General features: G+C 58.9%; 24 protein-coding genes. 17 read left to right on the forward strand and 7 right to left on the reverse strand.

Annotated features, from left to right (window positions below; translation table 11 throughout):
- Positions 1 to 19: 19 nt before the first annotated feature.
- A complete protein-coding gene (fabA, locus tag ACNKU7_RS17140; protein ID WP_418298212.1) occupies positions 20 to 544 on the reverse strand; it encodes a 3-hydroxyacyl-[acyl-carrier-protein] dehydratase FabA in 525 nt (174 codons plus the stop codon).
- Between the two features lie 263 nt (positions 545 to 807).
- Between fabA and galU the strand changes: the two genes are divergently transcribed.
- Both galU and ACNKU7_RS17150 read left to right on the forward strand, forming a co-directional pair.
- The gene (gene galU / locus ACNKU7_RS17145) at positions 808 to 1,650 is read left to right on the forward strand and encodes a UTP--glucose-1-phosphate uridylyltransferase GalU (RefSeq protein WP_418298213.1); all 843 of its coding nucleotides are present in this window, start codon (positions 808 to 810) and stop codon (positions 1,648 to 1,650) included.
- On the forward strand, positions 1,647 to 2,996 hold the full coding sequence (locus tag ACNKU7_RS17150) for a phosphohexomutase domain-containing protein (RefSeq protein ID WP_418298214.1): 1,350 nt from the start codon (positions 1,647 to 1,649) through the stop codon (positions 2,994 to 2,996). Before galU ends, ACNKU7_RS17150 begins: the two co-directional genes overlap by 4 nt.
- A gap of 96 nt (positions 2,997 to 3,092) precedes the next feature.
- Here ACNKU7_RS17150 and ispB read toward each other — a convergent pair whose 3' ends face one another.
- Positions 3,093 to 4,055 (reverse strand): octaprenyl diphosphate synthase, encoded by a 963-nt coding sequence (ispB, locus tag ACNKU7_RS17155; protein ID WP_418298215.1) that lies wholly within the window; start codon positions 4,053 to 4,055, stop codon positions 3,093 to 3,095.
- Positions 4,056 to 4,355: 300 nt separating this feature from the next.
- Here ispB and rplU point away from each other — a divergent pair, with 300 nt between their 5' ends.
- The 4 genes from rplU to proB all read left to right on the forward strand — a co-directional run bounded on the left by rplU (position 4,356) and on the right by proB (position 7,459).
- Entirely contained in the window at positions 4,356 to 4,667 is a 312-nt protein-coding gene (rplU, locus tag ACNKU7_RS17160; RefSeq protein WP_226666382.1) for a 50S ribosomal protein L21, read from the forward strand.
- Positions 4,668 to 4,685: 18 nt separating this feature from the next.
- Positions 4,686 to 4,943 (forward strand): 50S ribosomal protein L27, encoded by a 258-nt coding sequence (gene rpmA, locus ACNKU7_RS17165; RefSeq protein ID WP_010132157.1) that lies wholly within the window; start codon positions 4,686 to 4,688, stop codon positions 4,941 to 4,943.
- Between the two features lie 119 nt (positions 4,944 to 5,062).
- Complete coding sequence (gene cgtA, locus ACNKU7_RS17170) at positions 5,063 to 6,268, forward strand: Obg family GTPase CgtA (RefSeq protein WP_418298216.1); 1,206 nt, start codon at positions 5,063 to 5,065, stop codon at positions 6,266 to 6,268.
- A gap of 57 nt (positions 6,269 to 6,325) precedes the next feature.
- On the forward strand, positions 6,326 to 7,459 hold the full coding sequence (gene proB / locus ACNKU7_RS17175) for a glutamate 5-kinase (RefSeq protein WP_418298217.1): 1,134 nt from the start codon (positions 6,326 to 6,328) through the stop codon (positions 7,457 to 7,459).
- Positions 7,460 to 7,622: 163 nt separating this feature from the next.
- Here the strand turns inward: proB and rpsT are convergent, their stop codons facing one another.
- The 5 genes from rpsT to ACNKU7_RS17200 all read right to left on the reverse strand — a co-directional run bounded on the left by rpsT (position 7,623) and on the right by ACNKU7_RS17200 (position 12,091).
- Positions 7,623 to 7,889 (reverse strand): 30S ribosomal protein S20, encoded by a 267-nt coding sequence (gene rpsT, locus ACNKU7_RS17180; protein ID WP_226666362.1) that lies wholly within the window; start codon positions 7,887 to 7,889, stop codon positions 7,623 to 7,625.
- Between the two features lie 157 nt (positions 7,890 to 8,046).
- Entirely contained in the window at positions 8,047 to 10,119 is a 2,073-nt protein-coding gene (locus ACNKU7_RS17185; protein ID WP_418298218.1) for an ATP-binding protein, read from the reverse strand.
- Positions 10,120 to 10,144: 25 nt separating this feature from the next.
- Positions 10,145 to 10,837: a proteobacterial dedicated sortase system response regulator gene (gene pdsR, locus ACNKU7_RS17190; protein WP_418298219.1), complete on the reverse strand. Its 693-nt coding sequence runs from the start codon at positions 10,835 to 10,837 to the stop codon at positions 10,145 to 10,147.
- Between the two features lie 218 nt (positions 10,838 to 11,055).
- Positions 11,056 to 11,754, reverse strand: coding sequence for an OmpA family protein (locus tag ACNKU7_RS17195; RefSeq protein WP_418298220.1), 699 nt, complete (start codon positions 11,752 to 11,754; stop codon positions 11,056 to 11,058).
- 187 nt (positions 11,755 to 11,941) lie between these two features.
- A complete protein-coding gene (locus tag ACNKU7_RS17200; RefSeq protein WP_418298221.1) occupies positions 11,942 to 12,091 on the reverse strand; it encodes a hypothetical protein in 150 nt (49 codons plus the stop codon).
- 207 nt (positions 12,092 to 12,298) lie between these two features.
- Between ACNKU7_RS17200 and murJ the strand changes: the two genes are divergently transcribed.
- The 11 genes from murJ to ACNKU7_RS17255 all read left to right on the forward strand — a co-directional run bounded on the left by murJ (position 12,299) and on the right by ACNKU7_RS17255 (position 25,999).
- A complete protein-coding gene (gene murJ, locus ACNKU7_RS17205) occupies positions 12,299 to 13,927 on the forward strand; it encodes a murein biosynthesis integral membrane protein MurJ (RefSeq protein WP_418298222.1) in 1,629 nt (542 codons plus the stop codon).
- 53 nt (positions 13,928 to 13,980) lie between these two features.
- Positions 13,981 to 14,958, forward strand: a complete 978-nt coding sequence (gene ribF / locus ACNKU7_RS17210) for a bifunctional riboflavin kinase/FAD synthetase (RefSeq protein ID WP_418298223.1) — start codon at positions 13,981 to 13,983, stop codon at positions 14,956 to 14,958.
- A gap of 451 nt (positions 14,959 to 15,409) precedes the next feature.
- Positions 15,410 to 18,214, forward strand: a complete 2,805-nt coding sequence (ileS, locus tag ACNKU7_RS17215; RefSeq protein ID WP_418298224.1) for an isoleucine--tRNA ligase — start codon at positions 15,410 to 15,412, stop codon at positions 18,212 to 18,214.
- The gene (gene lspA, locus ACNKU7_RS17220) at positions 18,207 to 18,725 is read left to right on the forward strand and encodes a signal peptidase II (protein ID WP_418298225.1); all 519 of its coding nucleotides are present in this window, start codon (positions 18,207 to 18,209) and stop codon (positions 18,723 to 18,725) included. Before ileS ends, lspA begins: the two co-directional genes overlap by 8 nt.
- A gap of 11 nt (positions 18,726 to 18,736) precedes the next feature.
- Positions 18,737 to 19,177 carry an FKBP-type peptidyl-prolyl cis-trans isomerase gene (locus ACNKU7_RS17225; RefSeq protein WP_418298226.1) on the forward strand — a complete coding sequence of 147 codons (441 nt, stop codon included), beginning with the start codon at positions 18,737 to 18,739 and terminating at the stop codon, positions 19,175 to 19,177.
- A gap of 28 nt (positions 19,178 to 19,205) precedes the next feature.
- A complete protein-coding gene (gene ispH / locus ACNKU7_RS17230) occupies positions 19,206 to 20,138 on the forward strand; it encodes a 4-hydroxy-3-methylbut-2-enyl diphosphate reductase (protein WP_418298227.1) in 933 nt (310 codons plus the stop codon).
- A 182-nt stretch (positions 20,139 to 20,320) separates the two neighbouring features.
- Positions 20,321 to 20,827, forward strand: a complete 507-nt coding sequence (locus ACNKU7_RS17235; RefSeq protein WP_418298228.1) for a GspH/FimT family pseudopilin — start codon at positions 20,321 to 20,323, stop codon at positions 20,825 to 20,827.
- 8 nt (positions 20,828 to 20,835) lie between these two features.
- Positions 20,836 to 21,303, forward strand: coding sequence for a type IV pilus modification protein PilV (gene pilV / locus ACNKU7_RS17240; RefSeq protein ID WP_418298229.1), 468 nt, complete (start codon positions 20,836 to 20,838; stop codon positions 21,301 to 21,303).
- Positions 21,300 to 22,358 (forward strand): PilW family protein, encoded by a 1,059-nt coding sequence (locus ACNKU7_RS17245; protein ID WP_418298230.1) that lies wholly within the window; start codon positions 21,300 to 21,302, stop codon positions 22,356 to 22,358. The genes pilV and ACNKU7_RS17245 overlap by 4 nt, the downstream gene beginning before the upstream one ends.
- A complete protein-coding gene (locus ACNKU7_RS17250) occupies positions 22,358 to 22,909 on the forward strand; it encodes a pilus assembly PilX family protein (RefSeq protein WP_418298231.1) in 552 nt (183 codons plus the stop codon). The genes ACNKU7_RS17245 and ACNKU7_RS17250 overlap by 1 nt, the downstream gene beginning before the upstream one ends.
- Before the next feature lie 9 nt (positions 22,910 to 22,918).
- Positions 22,919 to 25,999: a PilC/PilY family type IV pilus protein gene (locus tag ACNKU7_RS17255; protein WP_418298232.1), complete on the forward strand. Its 3,081-nt coding sequence runs from the start codon at positions 22,919 to 22,921 to the stop codon at positions 25,997 to 25,999.
- Positions 26,000 to 26,186: the final 187 nt, after the last annotated feature.

Genomic DNA, 26,186 nt, shown 5'->3' on the forward strand with positions numbered 1-26,186 from the left:
TGTTTGACCCGCTGCCAACTTAAAAGTTGTCGGTGCGGGTGAAAAGGCCTACGCGCAGGTCTTTTGCGGTGTAGATCTCACGGCCGTCGACGGACACAGAGCCGTTGCCGATGCCCATGACCAGCTTGCGCTCTACCAGGCGGCTCATTTCGATATGGTAAGTGACCTTCTTGTTGGTCGGAAGAATCTGACCGGTGAACTTCACTTCGCCACAACCGAGGGCGCGCCCGCGGCCGGGGTTGCCTTTCCAGGCCAGGAAGTAACCGAGCAGCTGCCACATGGCGTCGAGGCCCAGGCAACCGGGCATTACCGGGTCGCCGGGAAAGTGACAGTCAAAGAACCAGAGATCCGGGGTGATATCCAGTTCTGCAATCAGCTCTCCTTTGCCAAACTCTCCGCCGTCCTTGGAGATATGCGTGATGCGATCGAGCATCAGCATGTTGGGAGCTGGAAGCTGGGCGTTACCCGGGCCGAACATTTCTCCTTGGCTGCAGGCCAGGAGTTCTTCACGGGTGTAGCTGCTTTTTTGAACGAAATTACTCATTGGGTCCCCGATTCTGGGCATTTTATACACGTGCCGGCATTCTAAGGGCTAAGGATGTCTTGTCCAGTCGGTCATAAACCTTTTTGTGACCGGATTTGTCTCAATTAACCCTTGACGTGTGTTGGTGGCCCCGGGGCGCGGCGTTCTCTGGTGGGTGGTGCCGGCCTCTGTTGGGCTAATCCCTGACTGTTTTTTATGGTAACTTGCCGGCAGTTGGTGCGGGAGTGCGCTGACGGCCCAACCCAAAATAGTCAGGGGGAAAAATGCTCAAGAAGTGTCTGTTTCCGGTGGCCGGGTACGGTACGCGCTTCCTGCCGGCAACCAAGGCCATGCCCAAGGAGATGCTGCCGCTGGTCAACAAGCCGCTGGTGCAATATGGGGTAGAAGAGGCGATTCAGGCCGGCCTTACGGAAATTGGTTTTGTGACGGGGCGCGGCAAGCGCGCCATCGAGGATCATTTCGATACCAGCTTCGAGCTGGAGCACCAGATTGCCGGCACCGGCAAAGAGCATTATCTCGACAGCGTCCGCTCTGTCATCAGTGAAGCCAGTTTTTCCTACACCCGTCAGGGGGAGATGCGCGGCCTTGGGGACGCGATCCTGCAGGGGCAGCGCCTGATCGGGGATGAGGCATTTGCGGTTGTACTTGCGGATGACCTCTGCCTCAACGATGGCGATGGCGTGCTGGCACAGATGGTGCAACTGTATAACCAGTTTCGCTGCAGCATTGTTGCCGTGGATGAGGTTCCGAAAGATCAGATCCACAAGTTCGGTGTGATTGCCGGCAATGAGATCAAGCCGGGGCTGTTTCAGGTCACCGATATGGTGGAAAAGCCCGCGGCGGAGGATGCGCCGAGCAATATGGCGATTATCGGCCGCTACATCCTGACACCGGATATCTTCGATATTATTCGCGAAACACCGCCTGGTAAAAATGGCGAGGTTCAGATTACTGATGCCCTGCTGGCGCAAGCCCGCAAGGGGTGTGTATTGGCCTATCGATTCAAAGGCCGTCGCTTTGATTGCGGCTCTGTTGACGGCTTTATCGAGGCCACCAATTTTGTTTATGAAAATATTTATTTGTCCGAGGGGGAAGGACAGAAATGACAGAATTAACCTGTTTTAAAGCGTATGACCTGCGCGGCCGAGTGCCGGATGAGCTCAATACCGATGTGGCTTACCGGGTGGGGCGTGCCTTCGCCCAGTTTCTTGGGGCGCGGCGTGTCGTGGTGGGGCACGATATCCGTCTTACCAGCGGCGAGCTGACCGATGCGCTGGCAAATGGCCTGCGCGATGCCGGCACCGATGTCTATCACATCGGCGAGTGTGGTACGGAAGAGGTGTATTTCTCCACTTTCCACGGGGATTTTGATGGTGGTATCTGTGTGACGGCCAGCCACAATCCGATGGATTACAACGGGATGAAATTCGTGCGTTCTGGTTCCCGCCCAATCAGCGGTGATACTGGCCTGCTGGATATCAAACGCCTCGCGGAAGAAAACGATTTCGCACCGGTAGAAAAACGTGGAGAAATGCACACCTTCGCCCATCGTGCGGACTTCGTGAAGCACCTGCTGGGCTACGTAGATGTGGCGGAACTCAAGCCGTTGAAGCTGGTGGTCAACGCGGGTAACGGTGGTGCTGGTGCCGTTGTTGACGCGCTGGCTCCGCATTTGCCGTTCGAGTTCGTGCGCGTTAATCACGAGCCCGATGGCAACTTCCCCAATGGCATCCCCAATCCGATCCTGCCGGAAAACCGGGCGTCGACCGCAGAAGCGGTGAAAGCCAGTGGTGCCGATTTTGGCATTGCCTGGGATGGCGACTTCGATCGCTGCTTCTTCTTTGATGAAAGCGGTGAGTTTATCGAAGGCTATTACGTGGTGGGCCTTCTGGCGGAAGCCTTCCTGGGCAAGAACCCCGGTGCCAAAGTGGTGCACGACCCGCGTCTTACCTGGAACACCGAGGACATCGTGCGCAGTGCGGGTGGCGAGCCGGTGGAAAGCAAGACTGGTCACGCGTTTATCAAAGAGCGTATGCGCAAGGAAGATGCGATTTACGGCGGCGAGATGAGTGCGCACCACTACTTCCGCGATTTTGCCTACTGTGACAGCGGTATGATTCCGTGGCTGCTGGTGGCTGAGCTGGTGAGCCGCAGCGGCAAGTCCCTGTCGCAGCTGGTGGGCGAGCGCATGAAGGCATTCCCGTGCAGTGGTGAGATCAACTCCAAGGTCGAAGATCCGAAAGCACTGCTGCTGGCGGCGGAAGACAAATACGGGGCTGACGCCAACAGCGTTGAGCACGTAGATGGCCTGAGCGTTGCCTTTGACGAATGGCGATTCAACCTGCGTATGTCCAATACCGAGCCGGTGGTTCGTCTGAACGTTGAATCCCGTGGGGATGAGGCGTTGATGAAGGCCAAGACGGAAGAATTGCTCGGCCTGATTCGTGGTTAAGTTGTTAGGTTTGTAGCAGGGGGCGGTGGCGCGCCACCACCAGGCCAGCTTCAGGTGCGCAAACAAAAAGCCCCGGCATTGCCGGGGCTTTTTGCATTACACAGTTCGTTCGATGGAAAAGCTTGCAAGTTGCTGTAGGGCTGTTTTGTATTCGCCGTCTGGCAAAAATTCGAGCTTCTCGAGCGCCAGTTCCACCTCTTTCTGTGCGCGTTCAAAAGTGTAGTCCAGCGCGCCACAGGCCTCGATAGCCGCAACGATCTCGGTGAGCTTGTCCGCGCTCTTTTTCTCGATGGCTTCCGTCACCAGCGCTGCCTGCTCAGCGGTGCCATTGGCCATCGCGTAAATCAGCGGCAGGGTAGGTTTGCCCTCCGCCAGATCATCGCCCACGTTCTTGCCGAGCTCTTCCGAATTGCCGCGGTAATCCAGGGCATCGTCCACCAATTGGAATGCCGAACCCAGATGGCGGCCATAGAGCTTCAGGGATTCCCGCTCTTCTGCGCTGCAGCCGGCCAGTACGGCCGCCGTTTCACAGGCCGCCTCGAACAGGGCGCCGGTCTTCTTGTGGATAACTTTCAGGTAGTTTTCTTCGGTAACCGCCGGGTCGCCCGCATTCACCAACTGCTGTACTTCGCCCTCGGCGATGGTATTGGTGGTGTCGGACAGGATCGCCATGATGTCCATGTCCCGCAGGGCCACCATCATCTGGAAAGCGCGGGAATAGAGGAAGTCGCCCACGAGAACCGCCGGGGCGTTGCCCCACTGGGCGTTGGCGGTGATGCGGCCGCGGCGCATGTTGGAGGTGTCCACCACGTCATCGTGCAGGAGGGTGGCGGTGTGGATAAACTCAATGATGGCTGCCAGGTCGATGTGACTTTGCCCCTGGTAACCGGCCGCGCGGCTGCAGAGAAGTACCAGTAGCGGGCGCAGGCGCTTGCCTCCTGCCTCGACCAGGTAGTGGCCGATGTTCTCCACGAGCGGGACATCCGAGTGCAGTTGATCGATGATGCGTTGATTGACCGCGCTAAAGTCGTCTGCGGCCACCCGGTGGAAAGGCAGCATGGGCATGTATCCTTGTTGTACTCCGTTAAAGACCCGCGGCAAGGTAATAGGAACCTCCGCATAAGTCCATGACCTCTTTTCCTGAGTTGGCCATTGCCGGTCGGAACTGATCACTATTGTATCAATCGGGCGAATTGATTAGAATCTGCGCCCCGCTCGATCCGGGTGTCTCTCTTTGGGGGGCTCTGCGAGCCGGGAAGACGTTTTAAACAACACGGCGCAAGCTCCCAAAATGCTGGCTGCCCGGTCATCTGGCCCAGTCGCTGCTTCGTGTCGTCCATTTTGTTGGAGCATAGAAATATGTACGCTGTTATTGAGAGCGGTGGTAAACAGCACCGTGTAGAAGAAGGCGAAGTTCTGCGCCTGGAAAAAATTGAAGTGGCTACCGGTGAATCTGTCGATTTCGACAAGGTTCTGATGGTAGTTGACGGCGACGCCATCAACATCGGTGCGCCGGTTGTGGAAGGCGCCAAGGTGACTGCAGAAGTGCTGAGCCATGGTCGCGGCGAGAAGGTGAAAATCATCAAGTTCCGTCGTCGTAAGCACTCCATGAAGCGTCAAGGTCACCGTCAGTGGTACACCGAAGTTAAAATCACTGGCATCAAGGCATAAGCAGAGGAGTAACGACTCATGGCACACAAGAAAGCTGGCGGTAGTACGCGAAATGGTCGCGATTCCGAAAGTAAACGCCTGGGCGTGAAGCGCTTTGGCGGCCAGGCTGTCTCCGCAGGCAGCATCATCGTTCGTCAGCGCGGAACCAAGTTCCACGCAGGTGTTAACGTTGGTATGGGCAAAGATCACACCCTGTTCGCTACCGCTGATGGCGTAGTGAAGTTTGAGGTGAAAGGCGCCAACAACCGCAAGTTCGTTTCTATCGAAACAGCCTAAGCGGTCACGACGCCCGATAAAAAGCCCCGCAATCGCGGGGCTTTTTTGTATCTTGCCCGTTTTTCTGTATTTATCCTGGGCAAATTACACTGAAGACCGGGTAACCGGTAAGTAGAGTCATGAAATTTGTAGATGAGGCGCCGATCAAGGTGCAGGCCGGCAACGGCGGTAAAGGGTGTTGTAGTTTTTGGCGCGAAAAATTTGTTGCCAAGGGCGGGCCCGATGGCGGAGACGGCGGTGACGGCGGCTCTGTATATCTGATGGCTGACGATTCACTGAACACACTGGTGGATTATCGCTACCAGCCCAATTACCAGGCCCAGAACGGCGAAGCCGGGCGCGGGCGTAACTGCACGGGTGCCAAAGGTGAAGACCTGGTGCTGAAGGTGCCAGTGGGTACCACCGCCATTGACGTGGATACCGGGGAAACCCTGGGGGATCTGCTGGAAGCGGGGCAGAAGCTGTTGGTAGCCCAGGGTGGCTTCCACGGCATTGGCAATACCCGCTTCAAGTCCAGTACCAATCGCACGCCCCGCCAGACCACGCCGGGCTATCCGGGTGAGTGCCGCAACCTCAAGCTCGAGCTCAAGGTGCTGGCGGACGTGGGTATGCTGGGGTTGCCGAATGCGGGCAAGTCCACCTTCATTCGCGCGGTATCGGCGGCGAAGCCGAAAGTGGCCAACTACCCGTTCACGACCCTGGTGCCAAACCTTGGGGTGGTGAAGGTGCAGAAATATCGCAGCTTTGTTATTGCTGATATTCCGGGCCTGATCGAGGGTGCATCCGAGGGGGCGGGGCTGGGTATTCGCTTCCTCAAGCACCTGACCCGCTGCCGGGTGCTGTTGCACCTTGTGGATCTGGCGCCGTTCGACGGTTCGGATCCTGTGCAGAACGCGCTGGCCATTGAGCGCGAACTCGAGGCCTTCAGCCCGACCCTGGCGGGTCGCGAGCGCTGGCTGGTGCTGAACAAAACCGATCTGGTGCCAGCGGAGGAGCTGGAGGATCGCTGCCAGGGCATCGTCAATGCGCTGGGGTGGCAGGGGCCGGTATTCCGTGTTGCCGCCATCCGCGGTGAGGGTACCGATGTGCTCTGTGGTCAGCTGATGGATCACCTGGAGCATATTCGTCAGCAGGAAGAGCTGGATGGCGACCTGTTCGAGGCTGAGCAGGAAGCACAGCGGCAGATGCAGCGCGAGGCGCGTGAGCGCATCGAGGAAGTGCGTCTCGCCCAGCGTGCCAAGCGCAAGGCTGGTGAAGAATCCGATGAGGATGATGAAGATTGGGACGACGATGACTATGACGTCGATATAGAATACCGGCAATAAGTCATCTGCTGCGCCCCGCCAATGGCTGCGGGGTGCTGTTCACATCACGAGGAAGAAATGGATTCCATCTCGGCACGCCAGCAGTTGCCCGCCAGCAAGCGCTGGGTTGTAAAAATCGGCAGTGCATTACTTACGGATAATGGCCGCGGCGTCAATCGCGCGGCCATTCACAACTGGGCCGGGCAGATTGCAGCCCTGCGCCGCCAGGGAATCGAAGTGCTGCTGGTGTCCTCTGGCGCGGTTGCTGCGGGCATGGATCGCCTCGGGTGGCGCAAGCGCCCGGAATCCATTCACCAGCTGCAGGCGGCCGCTGCCGTCGGCCAGAGCCACCTGGTGCAAGTCTACGAGCACGCCTTCGGCCAGTATGACTGCCGCACTGCGCAGATCCTGCTGGATCACGATGACCTCTCCAATCGCACACGCTATCTCAATGCCCGCAGTACCCTGAAAACTCTGCTTTCTTTGGGGGCGGTGCCGATCATCAATGAAAACGACACCGTGGTGACCGACGAAATCCGGTTCGGCGACAACGACACCCTGGGTGCCCTGGTGGCCAACCTGGTGGAGGCGGATGTGCTGCTGATCCTGACCGATGCAGACGGCCTGTTCACCGAGGATCCGCGGGATAATCCGGCGGCCGAGCTGGTGGCTGAGGCGGTGGCGACCGACCCTCGTCTGGTCGCCATGGCGGGCGGTTCGCGCAGTGGCCTGGGGCGAGGAGGCATGGCCACCAAAGTGCGCGCCGCGCAGCTGGCCGCCCGTTCCGGTGCGCGTACGGTGATCGTAGGTGGCAGTGCGGAATCGGTGATCGAGCGGGTGGCCGCCGGAGAGTCACTGGGAACCCTGCTGTTGCCCGAGGCAGATCCGCTGACCGCGCGTAAGCGCTGGCTTGCAGGCCAGTTGCAGGTGCGCGGACGCCTGTTTCTCGATGCCGGTGCGCAGCAGGCGTTGCGGACGCAAGGCAAGAGTCTGCTGGCGGTCGGAGTTACCGCGGTCGATGGGCGCTTCCAGCGCGGTGACCTGGTGAGCTGTTGCGGGGCCGACGGGGTGGAAGTTGCCCGCGGGCTGGTCAATTACGACAGTTCCGAGGCCCACAAAATTCAGGGGCAGCCGTCAGAAAAATTTGTCGAGTTACTCGGGTATCGCGATGACGACGAGCTGATCCACCGCGACAACCTGATCCTGATCTAGCGTTCACCGCGCAAGGGGCCCGTTCGGGCGAGGTGGGGCATGATCGGAATCGTGCCCTTGCGGGGGCGGTAAGCCGCTGAAGGTAAAGTTTGCCTTTTTCAGGGCAATAAAAAACCCCGCCGTGGCGGGGTTTTTCTGCTCAGCGAGCGGGCTGTCGGATAAATCAGGCAGCCAGCTTCTTGATCTGGGCATTCAGGCGGCTCTTGTGACGAGCTGCCTTGTTCTTGTGAATGATGCCTTTGTCGGCCATGCGGTCAATGACCGGCACAGCAGCTGCGTACGCAGTCTTGGCTTTTTCCGCATCACCTGCATCGATGGCCGCAACTACCTTTTTGATGTAGGTGCGCACCATGGAGCGCAGGCTGGCGTTGTGATTGCGGCGCTTTTCGTTCTGGCGCGCGCGTTTCTTCGCTTGAGGTGAGTTGGCCACCGGTTGCTCCTGTCTGGAATCTGTAAAACTCTAACATCGGGCCGGGGGCCCGTTTGGGACGCGACATTATCCCCAGCGTTGGTTGTTTGTCAACCGCTCACGGCAGTAGATTGTGACTACTCCGTGATCAATGTCCCGGCACGGAGCGCAGGGCGGCTCAGCGGGGTAAGGTCAGGCTGATCGTGACGCCCTGGCCGCTGTCCTGGTTGCGGGCCTCCAGGTGGCCGTGATGGAAATCGGCGATCAGGCGCGCAATGTGGAGCCCGAGTCCAAGGTGGCCGGATTTGCCGCCGTCGTCACGCACCGATACCAGTGAGTCGAACAGCTTTTGCCCAAATCCCCCTGGTAGCGGCGGCCCGATATTGCTCACGGCAATCTCGAAGGTCTCACTGGTCTCGGTGAGCGCTATGGTGATCTCGCTGTCTGCGGGCGCAAAGCTCACCGCATTGTCCACCAGTTTGTCGAGTAACTGCGCCAGAAGCTCCGGGGCACCAATGTAGGGTTTGGGGCCCTCTGGGCTGTGCAGTTGGAACCGGTGCGCGGGATGCGCGTCGGCGTAGCACTGGGTCAACACCTGGAGCAGGTCGATGAGGTCGAATTCTTCCCTGTCGGCCTGGCTGATGCTGGCCTCAAGGTGGGTGGCTGCGGACAGGGCGTTCAGGATCGATGACAGGCGTGCGCTGCCATCTGTGGCCCGTTCCGCATAACGGCGGCTGTCGGCGTCGAGCTCACCGGCATTCAGGTTGTCGAGGGATGAGCGCACCACCGCCAGCGGCGTGCGCAATTCATGGGACAGCTTGCTCGCGAGGCTGCGGAGGTACTGGTGGTAGTGATCCAGTTCTGCCAGCAGGCTGGCAAAAGCGCGGTTGAGTGCACCCAGCTCGTCTTTAACCAGAGGGCGGGGGAAGTCGCCGCGCAGTCGCCCGCTGGCGTCCACCGCGTTGCGGGCCGCCCGGTGCAAGGTGCGGATGCGCCACGAGAGCCAGCTGGCGTAGCCCAGCAGTAACAGCAGCACCAAGCCGGTGGCGCCCGCTGTTGACAGCCACAGGCGCTGGGCGGCGGATTCGGTCAGCGACTGCACCGCGCTTGCCGACTGGGCCGAGATCACCCGCCCCAGCAGGGGGCGTTCAATGATGTCGTCGGCGCGGGTAATCACTGGCACGCTGACGGCACCAATCCGCTCATCGCTGCTGCCTTCTCCACTGCGGGGGGAGCTAAACCACTGACCGGCGGTCTCGCGGTTGTGGGTCAGGCTCGCGGGGTAGCGGTCTTCCGGCAGTGGTGGCAGCTTGCCGGTGCCGAGAATCTGGCGGTAGAGCCAGGCCTTCAGCCAGTGCCGCCCGGAATCCCCGGCTGTGTCTGCAACAGGCGCCGGGGTGTCACCCGGTTTATTGTCTTGCCCGCTGTCGGCGATAACGAATCCTTCCTGATCCACCACCGTCAGGCGCAGGTGTGGGCGCGCGAAATGTTCCAGCTCCTGCTGCAGGGTCGGGATCGGCTCGATGAGGGCCCCGGGTCGGCCGTCGGCGGGCAGGGTGCTGGCCTGGCGTTGCGGTGTGCCGCCGCGGCTGTTTTCCCTGTCGGCAATGGTTAGGGCAAGTTCGCCGCCAGTGAGCGCAAACGGGAGCGCCAGTTCCAGCTGGTAGCCCTGAGGGGAAGACGTCCAGCGGCCGCGTAACCTGAGCTCCCGCTCATAAAAACCGCTGCGCGCGTTGTGCTCCATGGCCGAAGCGGGGCCCTGGCTGGCTACTGGCAGCGTGTAGCGGTGGTTGGCCGTGAACAGCTCGACGGTGTCGCCACTGGAAACCATACCAGTGCGTGGGTCGTGGTAGCTCGGGCTGCGATCGCTGACGGTCAGCAGCAGGTAAATCTGGCGGTCGTGGCGCCCGAGGGTAATCTGGGCGAGTGGCTCCCCGTCGTCGCCTGGCAGCTGTCTGGGAGTGAGCTGTTGCAGGCGCCACTCCTCCCCATAACCGTCGAGCAGTGGCGCCTGCTGCAGAGGGTTGAGGTACAGCTGGGCACCGGCCGGGCGGCTGCTGCGGTCGGGATCCGGGGCTATCAGGTGCGGGGCGCTGGCGAGGCGCGCGGCAATGGCGCTGCCGGTGGCCTCGAGTGTCTGCATCTGCCCCTGGGCCAGGGCTTTATCGACCTGGCGAAGGTACTGGCAGCCTGCCCAGGGCAGCGCCAGGGTAAACAGGCTGAGCAATACCAGTTGGCGGCGGAGATTCAATTGTTCTTCCCGGTTGTGTTCTTGGTCAGGCCTGCCAGCGATATCCCATGCCGTAGGCGGTGCTGATGGCATTGAAATCGCTGTCCAGGCTCTGGAATTTGCGGCGAATACGCTTTACGTGAGACGTGATGGTGTTGTCGTCCAGTACCACTCGAGCGGCCTCCATCAGTTGGCTGCGGGATTTCACATGTCCCGGACGCTTGGCCAGCGCGTGGACGATCCAGAACTCGGTGACGGTGAGGTCGACGGGCGTCCCTTTCCAGTGGCAGTGCAGCCTGGATATATCGAGGGTGAGGTCGCCCTGGGTAATCAGGTCGCTGTCGTCACTCTGGGATTGCATCATGCTGACCCGGCGCAGCAGCGCGCTGATGCGGGCCTGCATGTGCGGCAGGGAAATGTCTTTGGTCAGGTAGTCGTCGGCGCCGAGGCGCAGCCCGGAGATGATGTCGAGCTCTGAGTCACGAGCGGTCAGAAACAGGATCGGCAGGGTTGGCGCCATTGCGCGCAACTCGCGGCACAGGTCAAACCCACCCTCAATTTCTGCGCCCAGCCCGACGTCAATGACAGCGAGATCTGGCAGCCGCTGTCGGAATGCCTCCAGTGCCTGCGGCCGGGTGTGGTACAGATTGACCTGGTATCCCGTGCGGCGCAGGGCATCGCGGTAGTTTTCGGCGATCGCAATTTCGTCTTCGATGATGGCAATGGTGGGGCTGCTCATAGTGGGTTGGCACCAGTTATTTACAGTTATTGGCGCAAAATCATGCCCGATTGCTGGGGGCAATGGCAAAAGTCTCGGGGTAAGGGGCAGCCGAAGACATAAAAAAAGCGCGCAGCAAGGCGGCGCGCAAGGTTACATCTTACAGGGTTGCACTGTAGGAGAGCGGTCTAGCCGCGACGCGGGCTTTTGCAGAGCGCCGCGCTGCGGGGGTGTGGCGCTTAGAAGTTACCGGCCATGGATTCCGGGGCGGCAAAATGGATGTCTACTCGTCGCTCGAGCGCGTAGGCATCGGCATCGCCCTTCGCCGCCCTGGACTGGCTGGCGCCAAGCGCGCGCCGGCTGATGCGCTCGGGGGCAACCCCGTACGCTTCCAGGGCGCGTTGGACACTGAGGGCGCGCTGGTCGGACAGGACATTGTTGTAGCCGTCGCTGCCGCGGGGATCGGAATGTCCTTCCAGTTGAATCTGCAGCTGTGGATGGCGAATCAGGAAGTCGGCCATAGCGGCGACCTGGCGTTCCTGTGCTTCCTGAAGCTGGTCGTCACCGGTGGTGAACAGCATCTGGAATTGCAGGCTGTCCAGGGCGACCTTCTGGGCGTCGTTGGCTGACAGGCGCGCTGCATCCAGTTGTTGTGCAAGGTTACCCAGTTCTGCGCGGCTTTCGGTCAGTTGAGTTGCGAGCATGTCAGCCTCTTCTGCTTGCTTGATCTGTTCGCCGAGCCAGGCTCCGCCCAGGGCACCCGCGATAAAACCGACCGGGCCACCTACGGCAGCGCCCGCTACTGCGGCGCCGGTAAATACAGTGGCCTGTTTGGCCGGGGTCAGGGCTGAGCCCTGGTGTTTGTTCTCGGTGTCAGTGGCTGCCACGGCATTCAGGGTCAGACTGCTCAGGGTTACTGCCATCAACATCTTTTTCATGATCGATTTCCTTGCGAAATAGTGGTTTGAATGGACTGCTCTTTTCCGGGTGGGCTGTGTCCTGCCCGGTTGAGAGTCATTTAAACCTCGCAAGGAGGCGCTGGCGTGGCGCCAGCGGGGCGAATTCCGCAACAATTATGGCGAATTGTGGCGACGCGCCCTGTGATTCAGTTCCGCCTCCGGTTAATTAACGCGGACGATTTTGCTGGCGGTGGTAGCGCCGGTCCCGCGGTGTGTCGATGCGCACACGTACCCGTTGGGGGCGGGGACCCATGGCGACGACGGCATACAACAGGATCGCCAGAACCAGCGCGATAATCAGTGCATTCAAAGTCATTCCGTTTCTCCTGTGTTACCGCAATTCCCTGCGGCCCGCTCGCTGCTTATCCTGAGTATAGTTCCGGTTGGCGCCAAAAGTAGGCTCGCGCACTGCAATACTTCGATACCCGCGGGGGCGCTGGCTCAGAACCGGTATTGCGGTAGACTTGCCGGCCAGAGCGGGCACTTTTGTCCTCGCTATCTTATGTAACAGGAATTCAGGGACGTGACAGAAACCCCGTCGGAACAGCAGCCGCGCGAACAAAACGTGCGAGTCAGGAAAGATAGCCCTCATCGCGGCTTGTTGCGGGGATCATCCGTAGTCGGGGGCGCCACCTTGTTATCCCGGGTTATGGGGTTGGCGCGGGATATCGTATTTGCCCGTTTCACGGGCGCCGGTGACGCGGCCGATGCCTTTTTTGTGGCGTTCAAGATCCCGAATTTCTTCCGGCGCCTGTTTGCCGAGGGCGCATTCTCCCAGGCGTTTGTGCCGGTGCTTGCCGAGTATCGCCAGAATGGCGGGATCGCGGCGGTGCGGGAGCTGAACGACCGTGTGGCCGGGGCTCTCGGGGGCACCCTGTTGCTTGTCACCTTGTTTGGCGTTCTCTGTGCACCGCTGGTCGCAGGATTGTTCGCATTCGGTTGGTGGTGGGGTGGCAATGAGCCGGAAAAGTTCGCCATGGCCACTGACATGCTGCGGATTACCTTTCCCTATCTGATGCTGATTTCGCTGACCGGGTTTTCCGGCGCGATTTTGAATAGCTTTGATCGATTCGCCATCCCGGCGCTGACCCCGATATTCCTGAATCTGGTGCTTATTGCCGCCGCTACGGTGGCCACCGGCTGGTTTGAGCCATCGATTATGGCCCTGGCCTGGGGGGTGCTTGCCGCCGGCGTGGTACAGCTGCTGTTCCAGATTCCGTTTCTGATGGGCCAGGGGCTGCTTCCGCGGCCGCGCTGGGACTGGCAGCACCCGGGGGTACGCAAGATCCTGCGCTTGATGGCGCCGGCGATTTTCGGGGTCTCGGTGACCCAGATCAGCCTGGTACTGGATACGGTGCTGGCGTCTTTCCTGCCCACCGGGTCGGTGACCTGGCTGTATTTTTCCGACCGTCTCACCGAGCTGCCGCTGGGGGTGTTTGGAGTGGCCGTGGCCACGGTGATTCTGCCGAACCTGTCGCGCCAACATGCCGGTGGCGACCCGCGGCGTTTCCGCCACACCATCGACTGGGCCCTGCGCAGCGTCACCCTGATTGCCCTGCCGGCAGCGGTGGCACTGTTCGTGCTGGCGGAGCCACTGCTGACCGTGCTGTTCCAGTACGGCAACATGACCCCTCGCGACATGCAGATGGCGGCATGGTCACTGCGCGCCTATACCTTCGGCCTGCTGGCCTTCATGCTGATCAAGGTCTTGGCCCCGGGTTACTTTGCCCGGCAGGACACCGCTACGCCGGTGCGCTTCGGTTTGATCGCCATCGGATCCAAAATGATATTGAGCCTGCTGTTTGTGGTGCCGCTGCATCTGTATTTCCAGCTCGGGCATATGGGGTTGGCAATGGCCACTGCGGGGCAGGCAGCGATCAATGCCTGGCTGCTGTATCGCGGGTTGCGCCAGGGCGGTGTATACAGCCCTGAGGCTGGGTGGGGGGCTTACCTGCTGCGGCTGCTGTTGGCGAACCTGGCCATGGCCGCGGTACTGCTGGGTCTTCTGTACCTCTGGCCGCACTGGAACGAATGGGGCTGGTGGCAGCGCGCGCTGCGCATGGGGGCCGTTGTGGCGGCGGGGGGCGCGACCTATGGCCTGGTGTTGTTGGCCAGCGGTCTGCGTCCGCGGCATTTCCGGGCCACATCATGAGCGCAAATCCGTTATACTGCGCCGCTTGATTTTGCAAGGGTGAGTGAAGCACTGTGACCGAGCAGCGGGAGCTGATTCGCGGGTTGCACAACCTGCGGCCGAACCACCGGGGATGTGTGGCGACCATTGGGTCATTTGATGGCGTCCATCTCGGGCACCAGGCCATCATCAGTCAGTTGCAGGCCAAGGCCGCTGCAGCCGGCTTGCCGTCGGTGGCGATCATCTTCGAGCCCCAGCCGCACGAGTACTTCTCGGGCGAGCGGGCACCGGCAAGACTGATGCGTTTCAAGGAAAAAGTCCTGGCGCTGTTTGATGCCGGTGTGGATCGGGTACTCTGCCTGCAGTTCAATGAACGCCTGCGCAGCCTGAGTGCTGAGGCCTTTATCCAGCAGGTGCTGGTGGATGGACTGGGAATCAGACATCTGGTGGTCGGCGATGATTTTCGCTTCGGCTGTGATCGCAGTGGCGATTATCAGCTGTTGCAGAAGGCCGGGGCCGAATCCGGCTTTACGGTAGAGGATACTGCAACCCTGGAAATCGCTGGCGAGCGCGTCAGCAGTACCCGAATCCGCGCGGCGTTACAGGATGCGGATTTTGAGCTGGCGGAGCGCCTGCTCGGCAAACCATACCGGATTACCGGCCTGGTAGCCCGGGGCCGTGCGCTGGGGCGCCAGCTCGGCGCGCCGACTGCCAATGTGCGCCTGCACCGCTACCGTTCCCCACTGGTTGGTGTGTATACGGTGACTGCGAGCCGCACTGATGGCCAGCCGATGCAGGTGGGCTGTATGGAGGTTGCCGGCGTGGCGAATGTGGGTTTCCGCCCTACTGTTGAGGGCGAGGGTGCCAAACCATTGCTGGAAGTGCACCTGTTTGATTTCAGTGGTGATCTTTATGGGCGGGAAATCGCGGTAACGTTTTGCCACAAGCTGCGCGATGAAGAGAAGTTTGCGTCGCTGGAAATCCTTAAGCAGAAAATCGCCGAAGATATTGAAAATGCGAAAAGTTGGTTTGCGAACCGCAAGCCTGCTTAAACGAATTACCTCTTCGCATCTGAGAGTTACCTGACAACGTCATGTACTCAGAAGCGAAGGCAGAGTGCCGGGGCGGGTTTTCAGGATCGTCGCAAACAGGATGTTTGCGCCGAAGCGCCCAGGGATGGGTTCACAGCGGTCCTGAAAACCCGCCCCGGCACTCTGCCGCCACCGGACCAGCTTCGAAGGTACCCCCGAAGCCTGGCAACGGCACTTTTTCGTGAGTCCGGTGGCGCCGGAGCACTGGGTATCAGGTTTCAAAAACGCTGCAAGTACATCCCTGTAAGCTCCGTCGGCGACGTCCCGGTCGCCGACGGTTTTGAAACCTGATACCCAGCACTCCGGCTTGGATTCTCAGTTTCGTACTTCGTAAGCCTTAGACGCTTGAACGGAGTTTGAAGCACTCTGGAATGATGAATTATTTTCGAGCTACAACCGAAGTAGATAACCAATGACCGATTACAAAGCGACCCTGAATCTGCCCGAAACCGACTTCCCCATGCGTGGCAATCTGCCCCAGCGGGAGCCGGCGATTCTGAAGAAATGGCAAGAAGGCAAGCTGTACGAAAAAATCCGTGCAGCCCGTGCCGGTCGCGAGCAGTTCATCCTGCACGATGGCCCTCCCTACGCCAACGGTGATATCCATATCGGTCACTCGGTTAACAAGATCCTCAAGGACATCATCGTCAAGTCGAAAACCCTGAGTGGCTACGATGCTCCCTACGTGCCCGGCTGGGACTGCCACGGCCTGCCCATCGAGCACAAGGTGGAGCAGAAAGTCGGCAAGGCCGGAGTAAAGGTGGATCACAAAACATTCCGCCAGAAGTGCCGTGAATACGCTGCCAAGCAGGTCGAAGGTCAGAAGAAAGACTTCATCCGCCTCGGCGTGTTCGGCGAGTGGGACAATCCCTATCGTACCATGGACTTCCAGTTTGAGGCCGACATCATCCGCGCCCTCGGCCGCGTAGTGAAAAACGGCCACCTGGCGCGCGGCTTCAAGCCGGTTTACTGGAGTGTTGTTGGCGGTTCCGCGCTGGCGGAAGCGGAAGTGGAATACCAGGATAAAACTTCCTTCTCCATCGATGTCTGCTACCCGGCGACCGAGGAAACCGCGCTGGCGATTGCCGATGCCGCAGGCGGCCACGCCGGCGACGGTCAATTGTCCGTCGTGATCTGGACTACCACCCCCTGGACCCTGCCTTCCTCACAGGCGGTCTCCGTCAATGCGGAGCTGGAGTATGTGGTGGTACAAGTCGGCAATAAGCGTCTGTTGGTGGCGGAAGCGCTGAAAGATGCAGTGCTTGCCCGCGCAGGGCTGGAAGGCGCGGTTGTTGGCCATATCCGCGGCGCCGCGCTCGAGCACCTGAAAATCAAGCACCCGTTCTACGACAAAGAGCTGCCCATCATTCTCGGTGATCACGTGACCACCGACGCGGGTACCGGCTGTGTGCATACCGCACCGGATCACGGCCCCGACGACTTCAATGTGGGCAAGCGCTACGGTATCGATACCCTGAACTATGTCGACGACAACGGCGTTTACCGCGAGAGCGTGCCGCTGTTTGCCGGCGAGCACGTCTACAAAGTGGATGGCAAGATTGTCGAGCTGCTGAAAGAAAAAGACGTGCTGCTGCACGAAGACAAGCTGGTGCACAGCTACCCGCACTGCTGGCGTACCAAAACCCCGCTGATCTACCGCGCGACCCCGCAGTGGTTTATCAGCATGCAGCAGAATGACCTGTTGGATCACGCCCAGAAAGCCGCCGATGAAGTCGAGTGGATTCCGGGCTGGGGCAAGGCGCGTATCGATTCCATGCTGAATGCGAGCCCTGACTGGTGTATCTCCCGTCAGCGCACCTGGGGTGTGCCCATCGCGCTGTTCGTGCACAAGGAAACCCACGAGATCCACCCGCAAACCCCGGCGCTGATGGACAAGGTTGCGGAGCTGGTGGAAAAAGGCGGAATGGATGTCTGGTTCGACCTGGACGCCAAAGAGCTGCTGGGTGACGACGCGGACAACTACCAGAAAGTTACCGATACCCTCGACGTGTGGTTCGATTCCGGTGTGACCCACTATGCGGTACTGGAGCGCCGCGACGGCCTGCGTTTCCCCGCGGATCTGTACCTGGAAGGCTCTGACCAGCACCGCGGCTGGTTCCAGTCCTCCCTGAAAACGTCCATCGCCATCAACGACTGCGCGCCGTACAAGCAGGTGCTTACCCACGGCTTCACCGTGGACGCCCAGGGCCGCAAGATGTCGAAGTCCATCGGCAATACCGTGGCGCCGCAGGATGTGATCAACAAGCTGGGCGCCGATGTGCTGCGCCTGTGGGTTTCCGCCACCGATTTCAGCGGTGAGATGGCGGTATCGGATGAGATCCTGAAGCGCACGGCAGACTCCTATCGCCGCCTGCGCAACACCGCGCGCTTCTTCCTGTCGAATCTGGCCGGTTTTGAGCCCGAGAGGGACCTGTTGCCGGTCGATGAACTGCTCGCGCTGGATCGCTGGGCGCTGGAGCAGGCGGCCAAACTGCAGGAAGAAATTATCGCGGCCTACGACCGCTACCAGTTCCACCAGATTTACCAGAAGCTGCATAACTTCTGCGTGGTCGAGATGGGTGGTTTCTACCTGGATATCATCAAGGATCGCCAGTACACCACCCAGGCCGACAGCGTTGCCCGCCGTTCCGCGCAAACCGCGCTGTACCACATCGTGCAGGCTTTCGTGCGCTGGGTTGCGCCAATCCTGAGCTTCACCGCCGAAGAGCTGTGGCAGTTTGTGCCGGGTGCTGGCAGCGAGAGTGTGTTGCTGGAAGAGTGGTACCAGTTCCCGGAACTGCCGGCAGAAAATCTGATGGATGCCGATTTCTGGGATGCCATTGCAGACGTCAAGACTGCGGTGAACAAGGTGCTCGAAGCACAGCGCGGTGCCGGTAACATCGGTGGTTCACTGCAGGCATCTGTGACCCTGTTCGCGGATCCCGCGCTGCAGGAAAAGCTGGATGCGCTCAAAGACGAGTTGCGCTTTGTCCTGATCTGCTCTTCCACCTCCGTGCAGCCACTGTCTGATGCGGCCGGCGCCGGAGAAACCGAACTGGCGGGGCTGCGCGTGTCGGTGCACAAAGTGGATGCGCCCAAGTGTGGCCGCTGCTGGCACTACCGCGAAGATGTCGGCAGCAACAGTGAGCATCCGGAACTCTGCGGACGCTGTGTTGAAAACGTGAGCGGCACCGGCGAGGTTCGCCAATATGCTTAATGTGTTGCGCGCACCCTGGCGCTGGTACCTGCTGGCGATTGTTGTGATTCTTCTGGATATTGCGACCAAGGTTTGGGCGGTTGACAAGTTTATGTACGGCCCGGCAATGCAAATCATTCCGGGGTTGCTGCAATTTACCTATGCCGAGAACTACGGCGCGGCGTTCAGTTTTCTGGCAGACGCGGGAGGCTGGCAGCGCTGGTTTTTTGGCGCAGTGGCCTTGGGGTTTAGTACGGTAGTAGTGATGTGGCTGTGGCGGTTGCCGGCGGCCAAACGCTGGGAGCCTGCCGCGCTGGCGTTGATCCTGGGGGGGGCGGTTGGCAACCTTTGGGATCGGGTGGTGCTCGGTTATGTGCGGGATTTTATCTCGGTGTACTACGGCAGCTGGCATTTCCCGGTATTCAATGTAGCGGATATGGCAATTACGGTTGGCGCAGCCATGCTGGTGATTGAGCTGCTGTTTTTCAGCGATCGCGCAGACAAATCATCAGAAAACAGTGCAGAAGTTTAAAGGCAGTAGTCATGAGCAATAACGTGATCGGCGAACACAGTCGCGTAACCCTGCACTTCAGTCTCAAGCTGGATGATGGTTCCGTGGTGGATTCCAACTTTGACCGCGATCCGGCGACGTTTATCGTTGGCGATGGCAATTTATTGCCCGGTTTCGAACGCGCGCTGTTTGGCCTCAAGGCCGGCGATGAAGCGGAAATAGAAATTCCGCCGGAAGCGGGGTTCGGCCAGCGCAATCCAGCCAACATCCAGACTGTTCGCCGGGATCATTTCTCGCCGGATATGGAGCTGGAGGAAGGACTGGTGGTTTCTTTCGATAACGGTAGTGGCGAGTTGCCCGGAGTCATTCGCAATATTGGCGAAGATGAGGTCGAAGTGGATTTCAACCATCCGCTCTCAGGCCAGACCGTTTTCTTTCACGTGAAAATTCTCGAAGTGGCCTCGGTCAACTAGACCGTCCACCAACAAGGGCTGCAACAGCATGCAAATTCGCCTCGCCAATCCACGCGGTTTCTGTGCCGGTGTTGACCGGGCTATCGATATCGTCAATCGCGCACTGGATGTGTTTGGTGCGCCGATTTATGTCCGTCACGAAGTTGTGCACAATAAATTTGTGGTCGACAGCCTGCGCGAGCGCGGCGCGGTGTTTGTGGATGAACTCGAAGAAGTCCCGGATGACGTGATTGTCATTTTCAGCGCACATGGCGTGTCAAAGGCGGTACAGAAAGAAGCCGAGGATCGCGGGCTGAAAGTTTTTGATGCAACCTGCCCGCTGGTAACCAAAGTGCATATGGAAGTCAGCAAGTTCAGTAGTGACGGCAGTGAGTGTATCCTGATCGGCCACGAAGGGCATCCAGAGGTAGAGGGCACCATGGGCCAGTATGATACGGCCAACGGTGGTGCTATCTATCTGGTGGAGGACGAGGAGGATGTATCCAAACTGGAAGTGCGCGATCCGACCAATCTCACCTATGTCACCCAGACCACTCTGTCTGTGGACGATACCTCCAGGGTGATCGATGCGCTGCGCGCTAAATTTCCGCATATTCGTGGTCCGCGCAAAGATGATATCTGTTATGCAACCCAGAACCGGCAGGATGCCGTGCGGCAGCTGGCATTGGAGTGTGATTTTGTCTTGGTTGTGGGTAGCCCCAACAGCTCCAATTCGAACCGGTTGCGCGAGCTGGCAGAGCGCTGCGGTGCGAAGGCCAAGCTGATTGATGGTGCCGAAGATATCGTTGAGGAATGGTTTGGCGGCTGTCGGACAATCGGTATTTCTGCCGGCGCTTCTGCTCCCGAAGTGCTGGTGCAGGGCGTTATCGAACGCCTGAGGCAGTTCGGGGCTGAATTGCCGGAAGAAATGTCCGGCCGCGCCGAAAATATCAGCTTTTCCCTGCCCAAAGAGCTGCGCTGAGTCTGCTCCTCTTCCCGCTTTCCATTTCCCCTCTCTAATGTCTTTCCGGGTCGACCGCTGGTCGGCCCAGATAAGCCGGTCGTCGAATCAAGCGCCATATCCATTTATGGCAGGTATTATGGTAGCCCTTTGTGGCCCCTGTTGGGCCGAGTTTAATAACTACAACATCGGGCAACCTAATCATGAAAGTCCCAAGCCGTTCCGCGGGCTTCACCCTGGTAGAACTGATGGTGGTAATGGCGATCCTCGCCATCGTTATCAGTATTGGGGTTCCGTCGTTCAATACCCTGATCAAAAACAACCGGTTGTCGGCCGCCTCCAATGATATTGCCGGTGCGCTGCAATTCGCGCGCGCAGAAGCTGTCCGACGTGGTCGCACGGTACAGGTTCAGGCGTTGGCAAATGATATCGCCAATGGCCTGCAAGTCTGGTTTGACGAGAATAGCGACGGTAATTACGACGCCGGGGAAGAAATCCGGGTAGTAGCACTGGCCGATGTGTCAGGCCTTGCGGTCACCGCCGACATCACCAACCTGGATATGGCGTACAGCCCTCGCGGCGCAGTCAACGGTGCCGGCAATGCCTTGAACATCACATTGTGCGACGACCGCACCGGAAACCACGGCAAGCAGCTCCGACTGCTCGCTTCCGGTGTGCTGCGTCTGACATCGCAAATCTCATGCAGTTAGGGAGCGATATGAACAAGCAAACTGGTGCCACGATGATCGAGGTACTCATCACGATCCTGATCCTGGCGATCGGTCTCCTCGGCCTTTCGGCCACCCAGATGATGAGCCTCAAGAACGGAAACAACGCGCACAACCGCTATATGGCTGCTCTTGCCGCGCACGAGATGGCCGAACGTCTGCGTGCAAACTCCGATGGGCTGGAGCTCGCTAGCTACGATGGCCAGACGGCCGACGGTACTGAAACCAGTGTGGACTGCAGTGTTAAATGCTCTCCCACCAATCTCGCCCGCCTGGATCTTTACGAGTGGGGGCAGGTGATCTCCACCAATCTCCCCGGCGGGGTTGGGCTTATCGAGCGAGATGGCCGCCAGGTAACGCTCTCGGTGACCTGGGATGAACAGAACACGGGGCAGAATCGCAGCAGCGCAGAAAGTGGAACCGAGAAATCTACGTTCAAAATGGTGGTTGAGCTGTGAATACGAAAACTTTTGCCGGGCAGCGTGGCTTGTCCCTAATCGAATTGATGATCGGCCTGGTATTGAGCGCCGTGCTGTTGTTGGGCGTTCTGCAAATTTTTGACAGCAACCGCAATACCATGCAAATGCAGACTGCGTTTGCCCGCCTGCAGGAAAGTGGCCGCTTCGCCATGGATCTTCTCACCAAGGAAATCCGCATGGCTGACTACTGGGGCTGCGCACCGGACAAAGACAGCATACGCAATCACCTGGATCCGACTGACAGTGACTACGCCACTTCTTCGGCCAAAGACCTTTACGACCAGATCGGCGCCGATGGTGTTGGTGGTGTCGATAATGCCACCGGTCTGACGCTGGGTACCATGACGGTTATTGATGGCACTGACACCCTGACGCTTCGCGGTGCCGATGACGCCTGTGGCGGCACCGGCCGTATGGTCCCATCCAATACCGCTGCGGCTCTCCACGTCAGCCCCCAGTGCGATGTAACCCCGGGGGATATCGTGCTGCTGGCGAACTGCCAGAGTGGCGAGTTGATGACGATTACCGATGTACAGGGCGGCACCGGTGGTAACTCAGGTAAGCAGACCGTTGTACACAATACCGGTAAAGACGCAGATAACTGGGTGTCCAATGCCACCAAAATCCTGCAGCGCGAGTACGGCGCAGATGCGCGTATCCTCAAGCCCTACAAGCGCACCTATTTTATTGCCAACAGCGATGCAACCGGAGAACCGGCGCTGCACGTTATCGATACCGGTGGCGCTGCGTTCGAGATAGTACCGGGTGTGGAAGACATGCAGATCCTGTATGGACGTGACATTGATGACGATGATGTCGTGGATACCTGGAGTTCTTCTGCCGGCCTGACGCCGGCACAGATGGAACAGGCCCTGGTGATCAAGGTCCAGCTGGTGGCTGCCAGTGATACGAGCATCGGGGCCAAGGATCTTGATGTAACCGATCTGGATGGCGCGACGACCACTTACGACGACGGCAAGCTGAGGAAGGTCTACCTGACGACATCGAAGATTCGCAACCGGGGGACCATGTAATGCATAGGAACTTATCGCCAGCGTTGGCTGGGCAGCGGGGCGCCGTACTCGCGATCAGCATGATTGTGCTGCTGGTGCTGACATTGATCGGCGTCTCCGCGGCGCGGACGGTGCTGCTTGAAGAAAAAATGACGTTCGCATCCCGCGACGCGAAGGTGGCGCTGGAGGTTGCGGAAGCTTTGGTGAAGGCGGCGGAAGTCGAAATCGAAAACATGTCGACGACCGGCGATTTTGGCGTGGCTAATCATCTGCACCCGGAAGGAGAGGGGCCGAACAATCTCATGGATTCCGCCAGCTGGGCTACCAATAATGCGGTAACCAAGGCAGTAAAAATGGAAAAGCCGGACGGGACAGCGCTTTCCGGCCGCTATTACATTGAACTCGCGGGGAATGCGAATAAAGAGGATCCCGCAGATAACATCACTGTTGGCGGCTATGGCCAGACCACTGGCGGCGGCGAGATTCAGGTGTTTCGCATCGTCGCCCAGGGGCAGGGGCTTTCAGAGGGCACCACCCGCACCATCATCAGTCACTTCGGAAAGCGCTTCTAGGATAGGAAAATGAATAACAAACTGCTCAAGAAATTCCTGCCAAGCCCAATATTACTCGGCGTGCTCGGCTTTTCGTTTACGTATTCAACCTGCGTCAGTGCCGAAGCACTGACAATGGCCAATACGCCACTTCAGGCCACCGGCAAGGTAGAGCCAAACCTGATGATCCTGATGGACTCATCCGGCTCCATGGCCTGGTATCTTGATCGGAATGTTACCGCAACAGATGCCGCTGACAGCCGACTGTATATTGCCAAGGAGGCAGCAAAGACTGTCGTGCGCGGACTGGGGGATTTGCGCGTGGGCCTTGCCCAGTTCAATGGCGGTGACGGTGCTGAAATACTGGTTGGTTTGCGCAGTATTTCCGAGACCGGCGCCCGGGATACCCTGCTCACCAAGATTGACGCGATTGAGGCTGATGGAACTACACCCCTGGCCGAAGCATTGACGGATATTGGTTATTACTTTGTCGAAGGTTATAACGGCGCTACTGACAAGGTGACCATTCACCCGGGCGATGCCGACAACCAGGACGATGTGCTAGCGAGAGCTGTCTTGGGCGCTGCCACCAATCCCGGGCCGGTATATGCAAATGGCGTCGTGAAGCCCACGAGAGCAAACCCTGCCATCCAGGAGTACTGCCAGGCAAACTTTGTCATGGCCCTGACCGATGGCCTGCCCAACAATGATTCTGCTTACACCAGCTACCTGCAGAATTATGATTTGGATACGAACACGGACGATGGCGACGCATTGGATGATGTGGCCAAGGCATTGAATGAGATTGACTGGCGTCCGGATCTCAAGGACCTCAATAACCAGCCGTACAAAAATAATATTGTCAGTTATTTTATTGGCTTTGCCGATGAGAACCTGGCCGATAATGCTTTGCTGAAATCGGCAGGGGCCCAAGGGGGAGGGAGTTACCAGTTTGCCAGCAGTGCCAGCACACTGGTGGCTTCGCTCAGCGACACCGTAAATGCCATTTCCAACACAGTTGGTACCCAGGCATCGGTTGCCTTTAACTCCACCTCATTGGATGTCGGTTCCGTCATCTATTCCGCTAAATTTGATACGTCGGATTTCAGTGGCCGCCTGTTTGCTCGTTCTCTGGATCCGGACACCGGCAGGGTAGCAAGTACACGGTGGGAAGCGTCAGAGAAGCTGGCGAATGAGTCCTCTGCAACACGGCAAATAATTACCTACCTTAATGGTAAGGGTGTGCCCTTTACCGCAAACGCGACGGGCGTGGATAGCACTTCGCCGGACTCTGCACACGAAAACGACCTCAATAAGAACGCGAGTACAGGCCTGGCCGATGGCAAATGGGCCGATCGACTGGCCTATATCCGCGGTGATACGACCAATGATGGCACCGGCGATTTCCGTCAGCGGGGGGCCTTCTCCGCGCTGGTGGATAAAATCACCGGACCCAAGCTGCTGGGGGATATTGTGCACTCTACCCCCGTCTATGTCGGTAAGCCGGAGCTGAACTGGCCCGCAACCTTTGGTGACAATGGACGATCACCTTACGAGCAGTATCGCATTGATAACGCCAATCGTACGCCGATGGTTTACGTCGGTGCGAATGACGGGATGTTGCACGCCTTCAATGCCGATAGCGGTGAAGAGGTTTTCGCCTACATACCGTCCCTGGTACTGAACGATGAGCGTTACGAGGGGCTGCACAGCTTCACCGACGACAGCTATTCGCACAAATATTATGTCGACCTCACCCCAACCGTCTCTGATATCTATATTGACCCGGCCGGGGGCAATCGCGAGAAGTGGATGACCGTGCTGGTTGGCGGTTTGCGCGGCGGCGGTAAGGGATACTTTGCCCTTAACATCTCCGGCGCGGGCACGACGGGCTCCAGTGGCAGCGTGGTGGCAGCCGATGATTTTGATGAGTCGGATGCCGCTAGCATCGCCATGTGGGAATTCGATGGCGCCTCGGATGCGGATAACCTCGGTGATTCCTATTCGGAAGCACAGATCGCCAAATTGAATAACGACAAGTGGGCGGTTATTTTCGGCAATGGCTATAACAGCGTCAACGGCGTGGCCGGCCTGTTTGTGGTCTACATCGAAGAGGGCGTCGATGGTTCCTGGGACAGTGGCGACTGGAAGTTTATTCCAACCGGCGCAGGCGCGATCAACGAGCGCAAGAATGGCCTGTCCTCGCCGCGCCTGATTGACCTGGATGGAGACCGCGTTGTGGATCGCGTTTACGCGGGCGACGTAATGGGCAACATGTGGTCTTTCGACCTGTCCTCCACGTCTGACAGCAGCTGGGGTGTGTATGGCAACGAACCCATTTTCAAAGCCGGTGCCAGAGCAGGGCAGCCTGATGCGGCCATTCTTGCGGCACCGCTGGTTGCCCGTAATACGGATGCAGAGGGGGCGGATAACGGGGCCAATGTACTGGTGATGTTCGGTACCGGGCAGTACCTGAACAGTGGCGACCTTTCAGACAACAACCCCGGCGGCTTCTACGCCGTGTGGGACAACGGTGCAAGCCTTACTGACGGCGCCGCTACGGCAACGGATCTGGCGAAGCAGGTACTGTCGGATAGCGGTAATAATCGCACCATCAATGAAGACAGCAGCACCGAAGTGGACTGGACCACTCACCGCGGCTGGTGGATGGAGCTGGCCCGGGGCAACGTCGCAGCCACCGGCTTCGCGGGCGAACGGGTGATTACCTCCCCATCACTGCGACGCAACACCCTGTTTTTCAGCACGATCAGCCCGAACCCACAGCCCTGTGCGTCCAGTGGAACCGGATATCTGATGAGTCTTGATTTCCGCACGGGCCGTGCCGGCAGCGACGCTGTCGCCGACTTCAACAATGATGGCAAGATCGATGCGCAGGACGAGGGTTACGTGGGCAAGCAGTTCGCGGCCTGCACCAAAAACTGTGGTCAGGGCGGTAGCTCTGGAGATCCGGGAATGCCGGGGCAGTCCGGTTTTATCGGCGATGTGCGCTGTACCCCGGGAAGCAGTGGAGATGTAATCTGTGACGACATCGATGTCGGCGACGAAGAGCGTGAGGGGCGGCTTTCATGGGAGGAGTTTTCCCCCAGGTAGTCCTCTCAGCGCTAACCATAGAAACCATCGGGCCGCATTCGCGGCCCGATGCATATTTAGTACCCTGATATCCCGGTAGTGACTTATCAACACGTGTCGGGTACTAATCGTGAGGGTGGTGGGGTTCATATCGGTGTTTAATGACAGGGCTTAAGAAAGCAAAGAATCGCAGTTTTTTTAGATAAGA

Origin of the sequence: Microbulbifer weihaiensis (assembly GCF_048323715.1) — a bacterium.
GTDB lineage: Bacteria > Pseudomonadota > Gammaproteobacteria > Pseudomonadales > Cellvibrionaceae > Microbulbifer.

Coding starts and splice junctions, on each gene's coding strand:
- fabA (WP_418298212.1), bottom strand. CDS start 544: ATGAGTAATTTCGTTCAAAAAAGCAGCTACACCCGTGAAGAACTCCTG.
- galU (WP_418298213.1), top strand. CDS start 808: ATGCTCAAGAAGTGTCTGTTTCCGGTGGCCGGGTACGGTACGCGCTTC.
- ACNKU7_RS17150 (WP_418298214.1), top strand. CDS start 1,647: ATGACAGAATTAACCTGTTTTAAAGCGTATGACCTGCGCGGCCGAGTG.
- ispB (WP_418298215.1), bottom strand. CDS start 4,055: ATGCTGCCTTTCCACCGGGTGGCCGCAGACGACTTTAGCGCGGTCAAT.
- rplU (WP_226666382.1), top strand. CDS start 4,356: ATGTACGCTGTTATTGAGAGCGGTGGTAAACAGCACCGTGTAGAAGAA.
- rpmA (WP_010132157.1), top strand. CDS start 4,686: ATGGCACACAAGAAAGCTGGCGGTAGTACGCGAAATGGTCGCGATTCC.
- cgtA (WP_418298216.1), top strand. CDS start 5,063: ATGAAATTTGTAGATGAGGCGCCGATCAAGGTGCAGGCCGGCAACGGC.
- proB (WP_418298217.1), top strand. CDS start 6,326: ATGGATTCCATCTCGGCACGCCAGCAGTTGCCCGCCAGCAAGCGCTGG.
- pdsR (WP_418298219.1), bottom strand. CDS start 10,837: ATGAGCAGCCCCACCATTGCCATCATCGAAGACGAAATTGCGATCGCC.
- ACNKU7_RS17195 (WP_418298220.1), bottom strand. CDS start 11,754: ATGAAAAAGATGTTGATGGCAGTAACCCTGAGCAGTCTGACCCTGAAT.
- ACNKU7_RS17200 (WP_418298221.1), bottom strand. CDS start 12,091: ATGACTTTGAATGCACTGATTATCGCGCTGGTTCTGGCGATCCTGTTG.
- ileS (WP_418298224.1), top strand. CDS start 15,410: ATGACCGATTACAAAGCGACCCTGAATCTGCCCGAAACCGACTTCCCC.
- lspA (WP_418298225.1), top strand. CDS start 18,207: ATGCTTAATGTGTTGCGCGCACCCTGGCGCTGGTACCTGCTGGCGATT.
- ACNKU7_RS17225 (WP_418298226.1), top strand. CDS start 18,737: ATGAGCAATAACGTGATCGGCGAACACAGTCGCGTAACCCTGCACTTC.
- ispH (WP_418298227.1), top strand. CDS start 19,206: ATGCAAATTCGCCTCGCCAATCCACGCGGTTTCTGTGCCGGTGTTGAC.
- ACNKU7_RS17235 (WP_418298228.1), top strand. CDS start 20,321: ATGAAAGTCCCAAGCCGTTCCGCGGGCTTCACCCTGGTAGAACTGATG.
- pilV (WP_418298229.1), top strand. CDS start 20,836: ATGAACAAGCAAACTGGTGCCACGATGATCGAGGTACTCATCACGATC.
- ACNKU7_RS17250 (WP_418298231.1), top strand. CDS start 22,358: ATGCATAGGAACTTATCGCCAGCGTTGGCTGGGCAGCGGGGCGCCGTA.
- ACNKU7_RS17255 (WP_418298232.1), top strand. CDS start 22,919: ATGAATAACAAACTGCTCAAGAAATTCCTGCCAAGCCCAATATTACTC.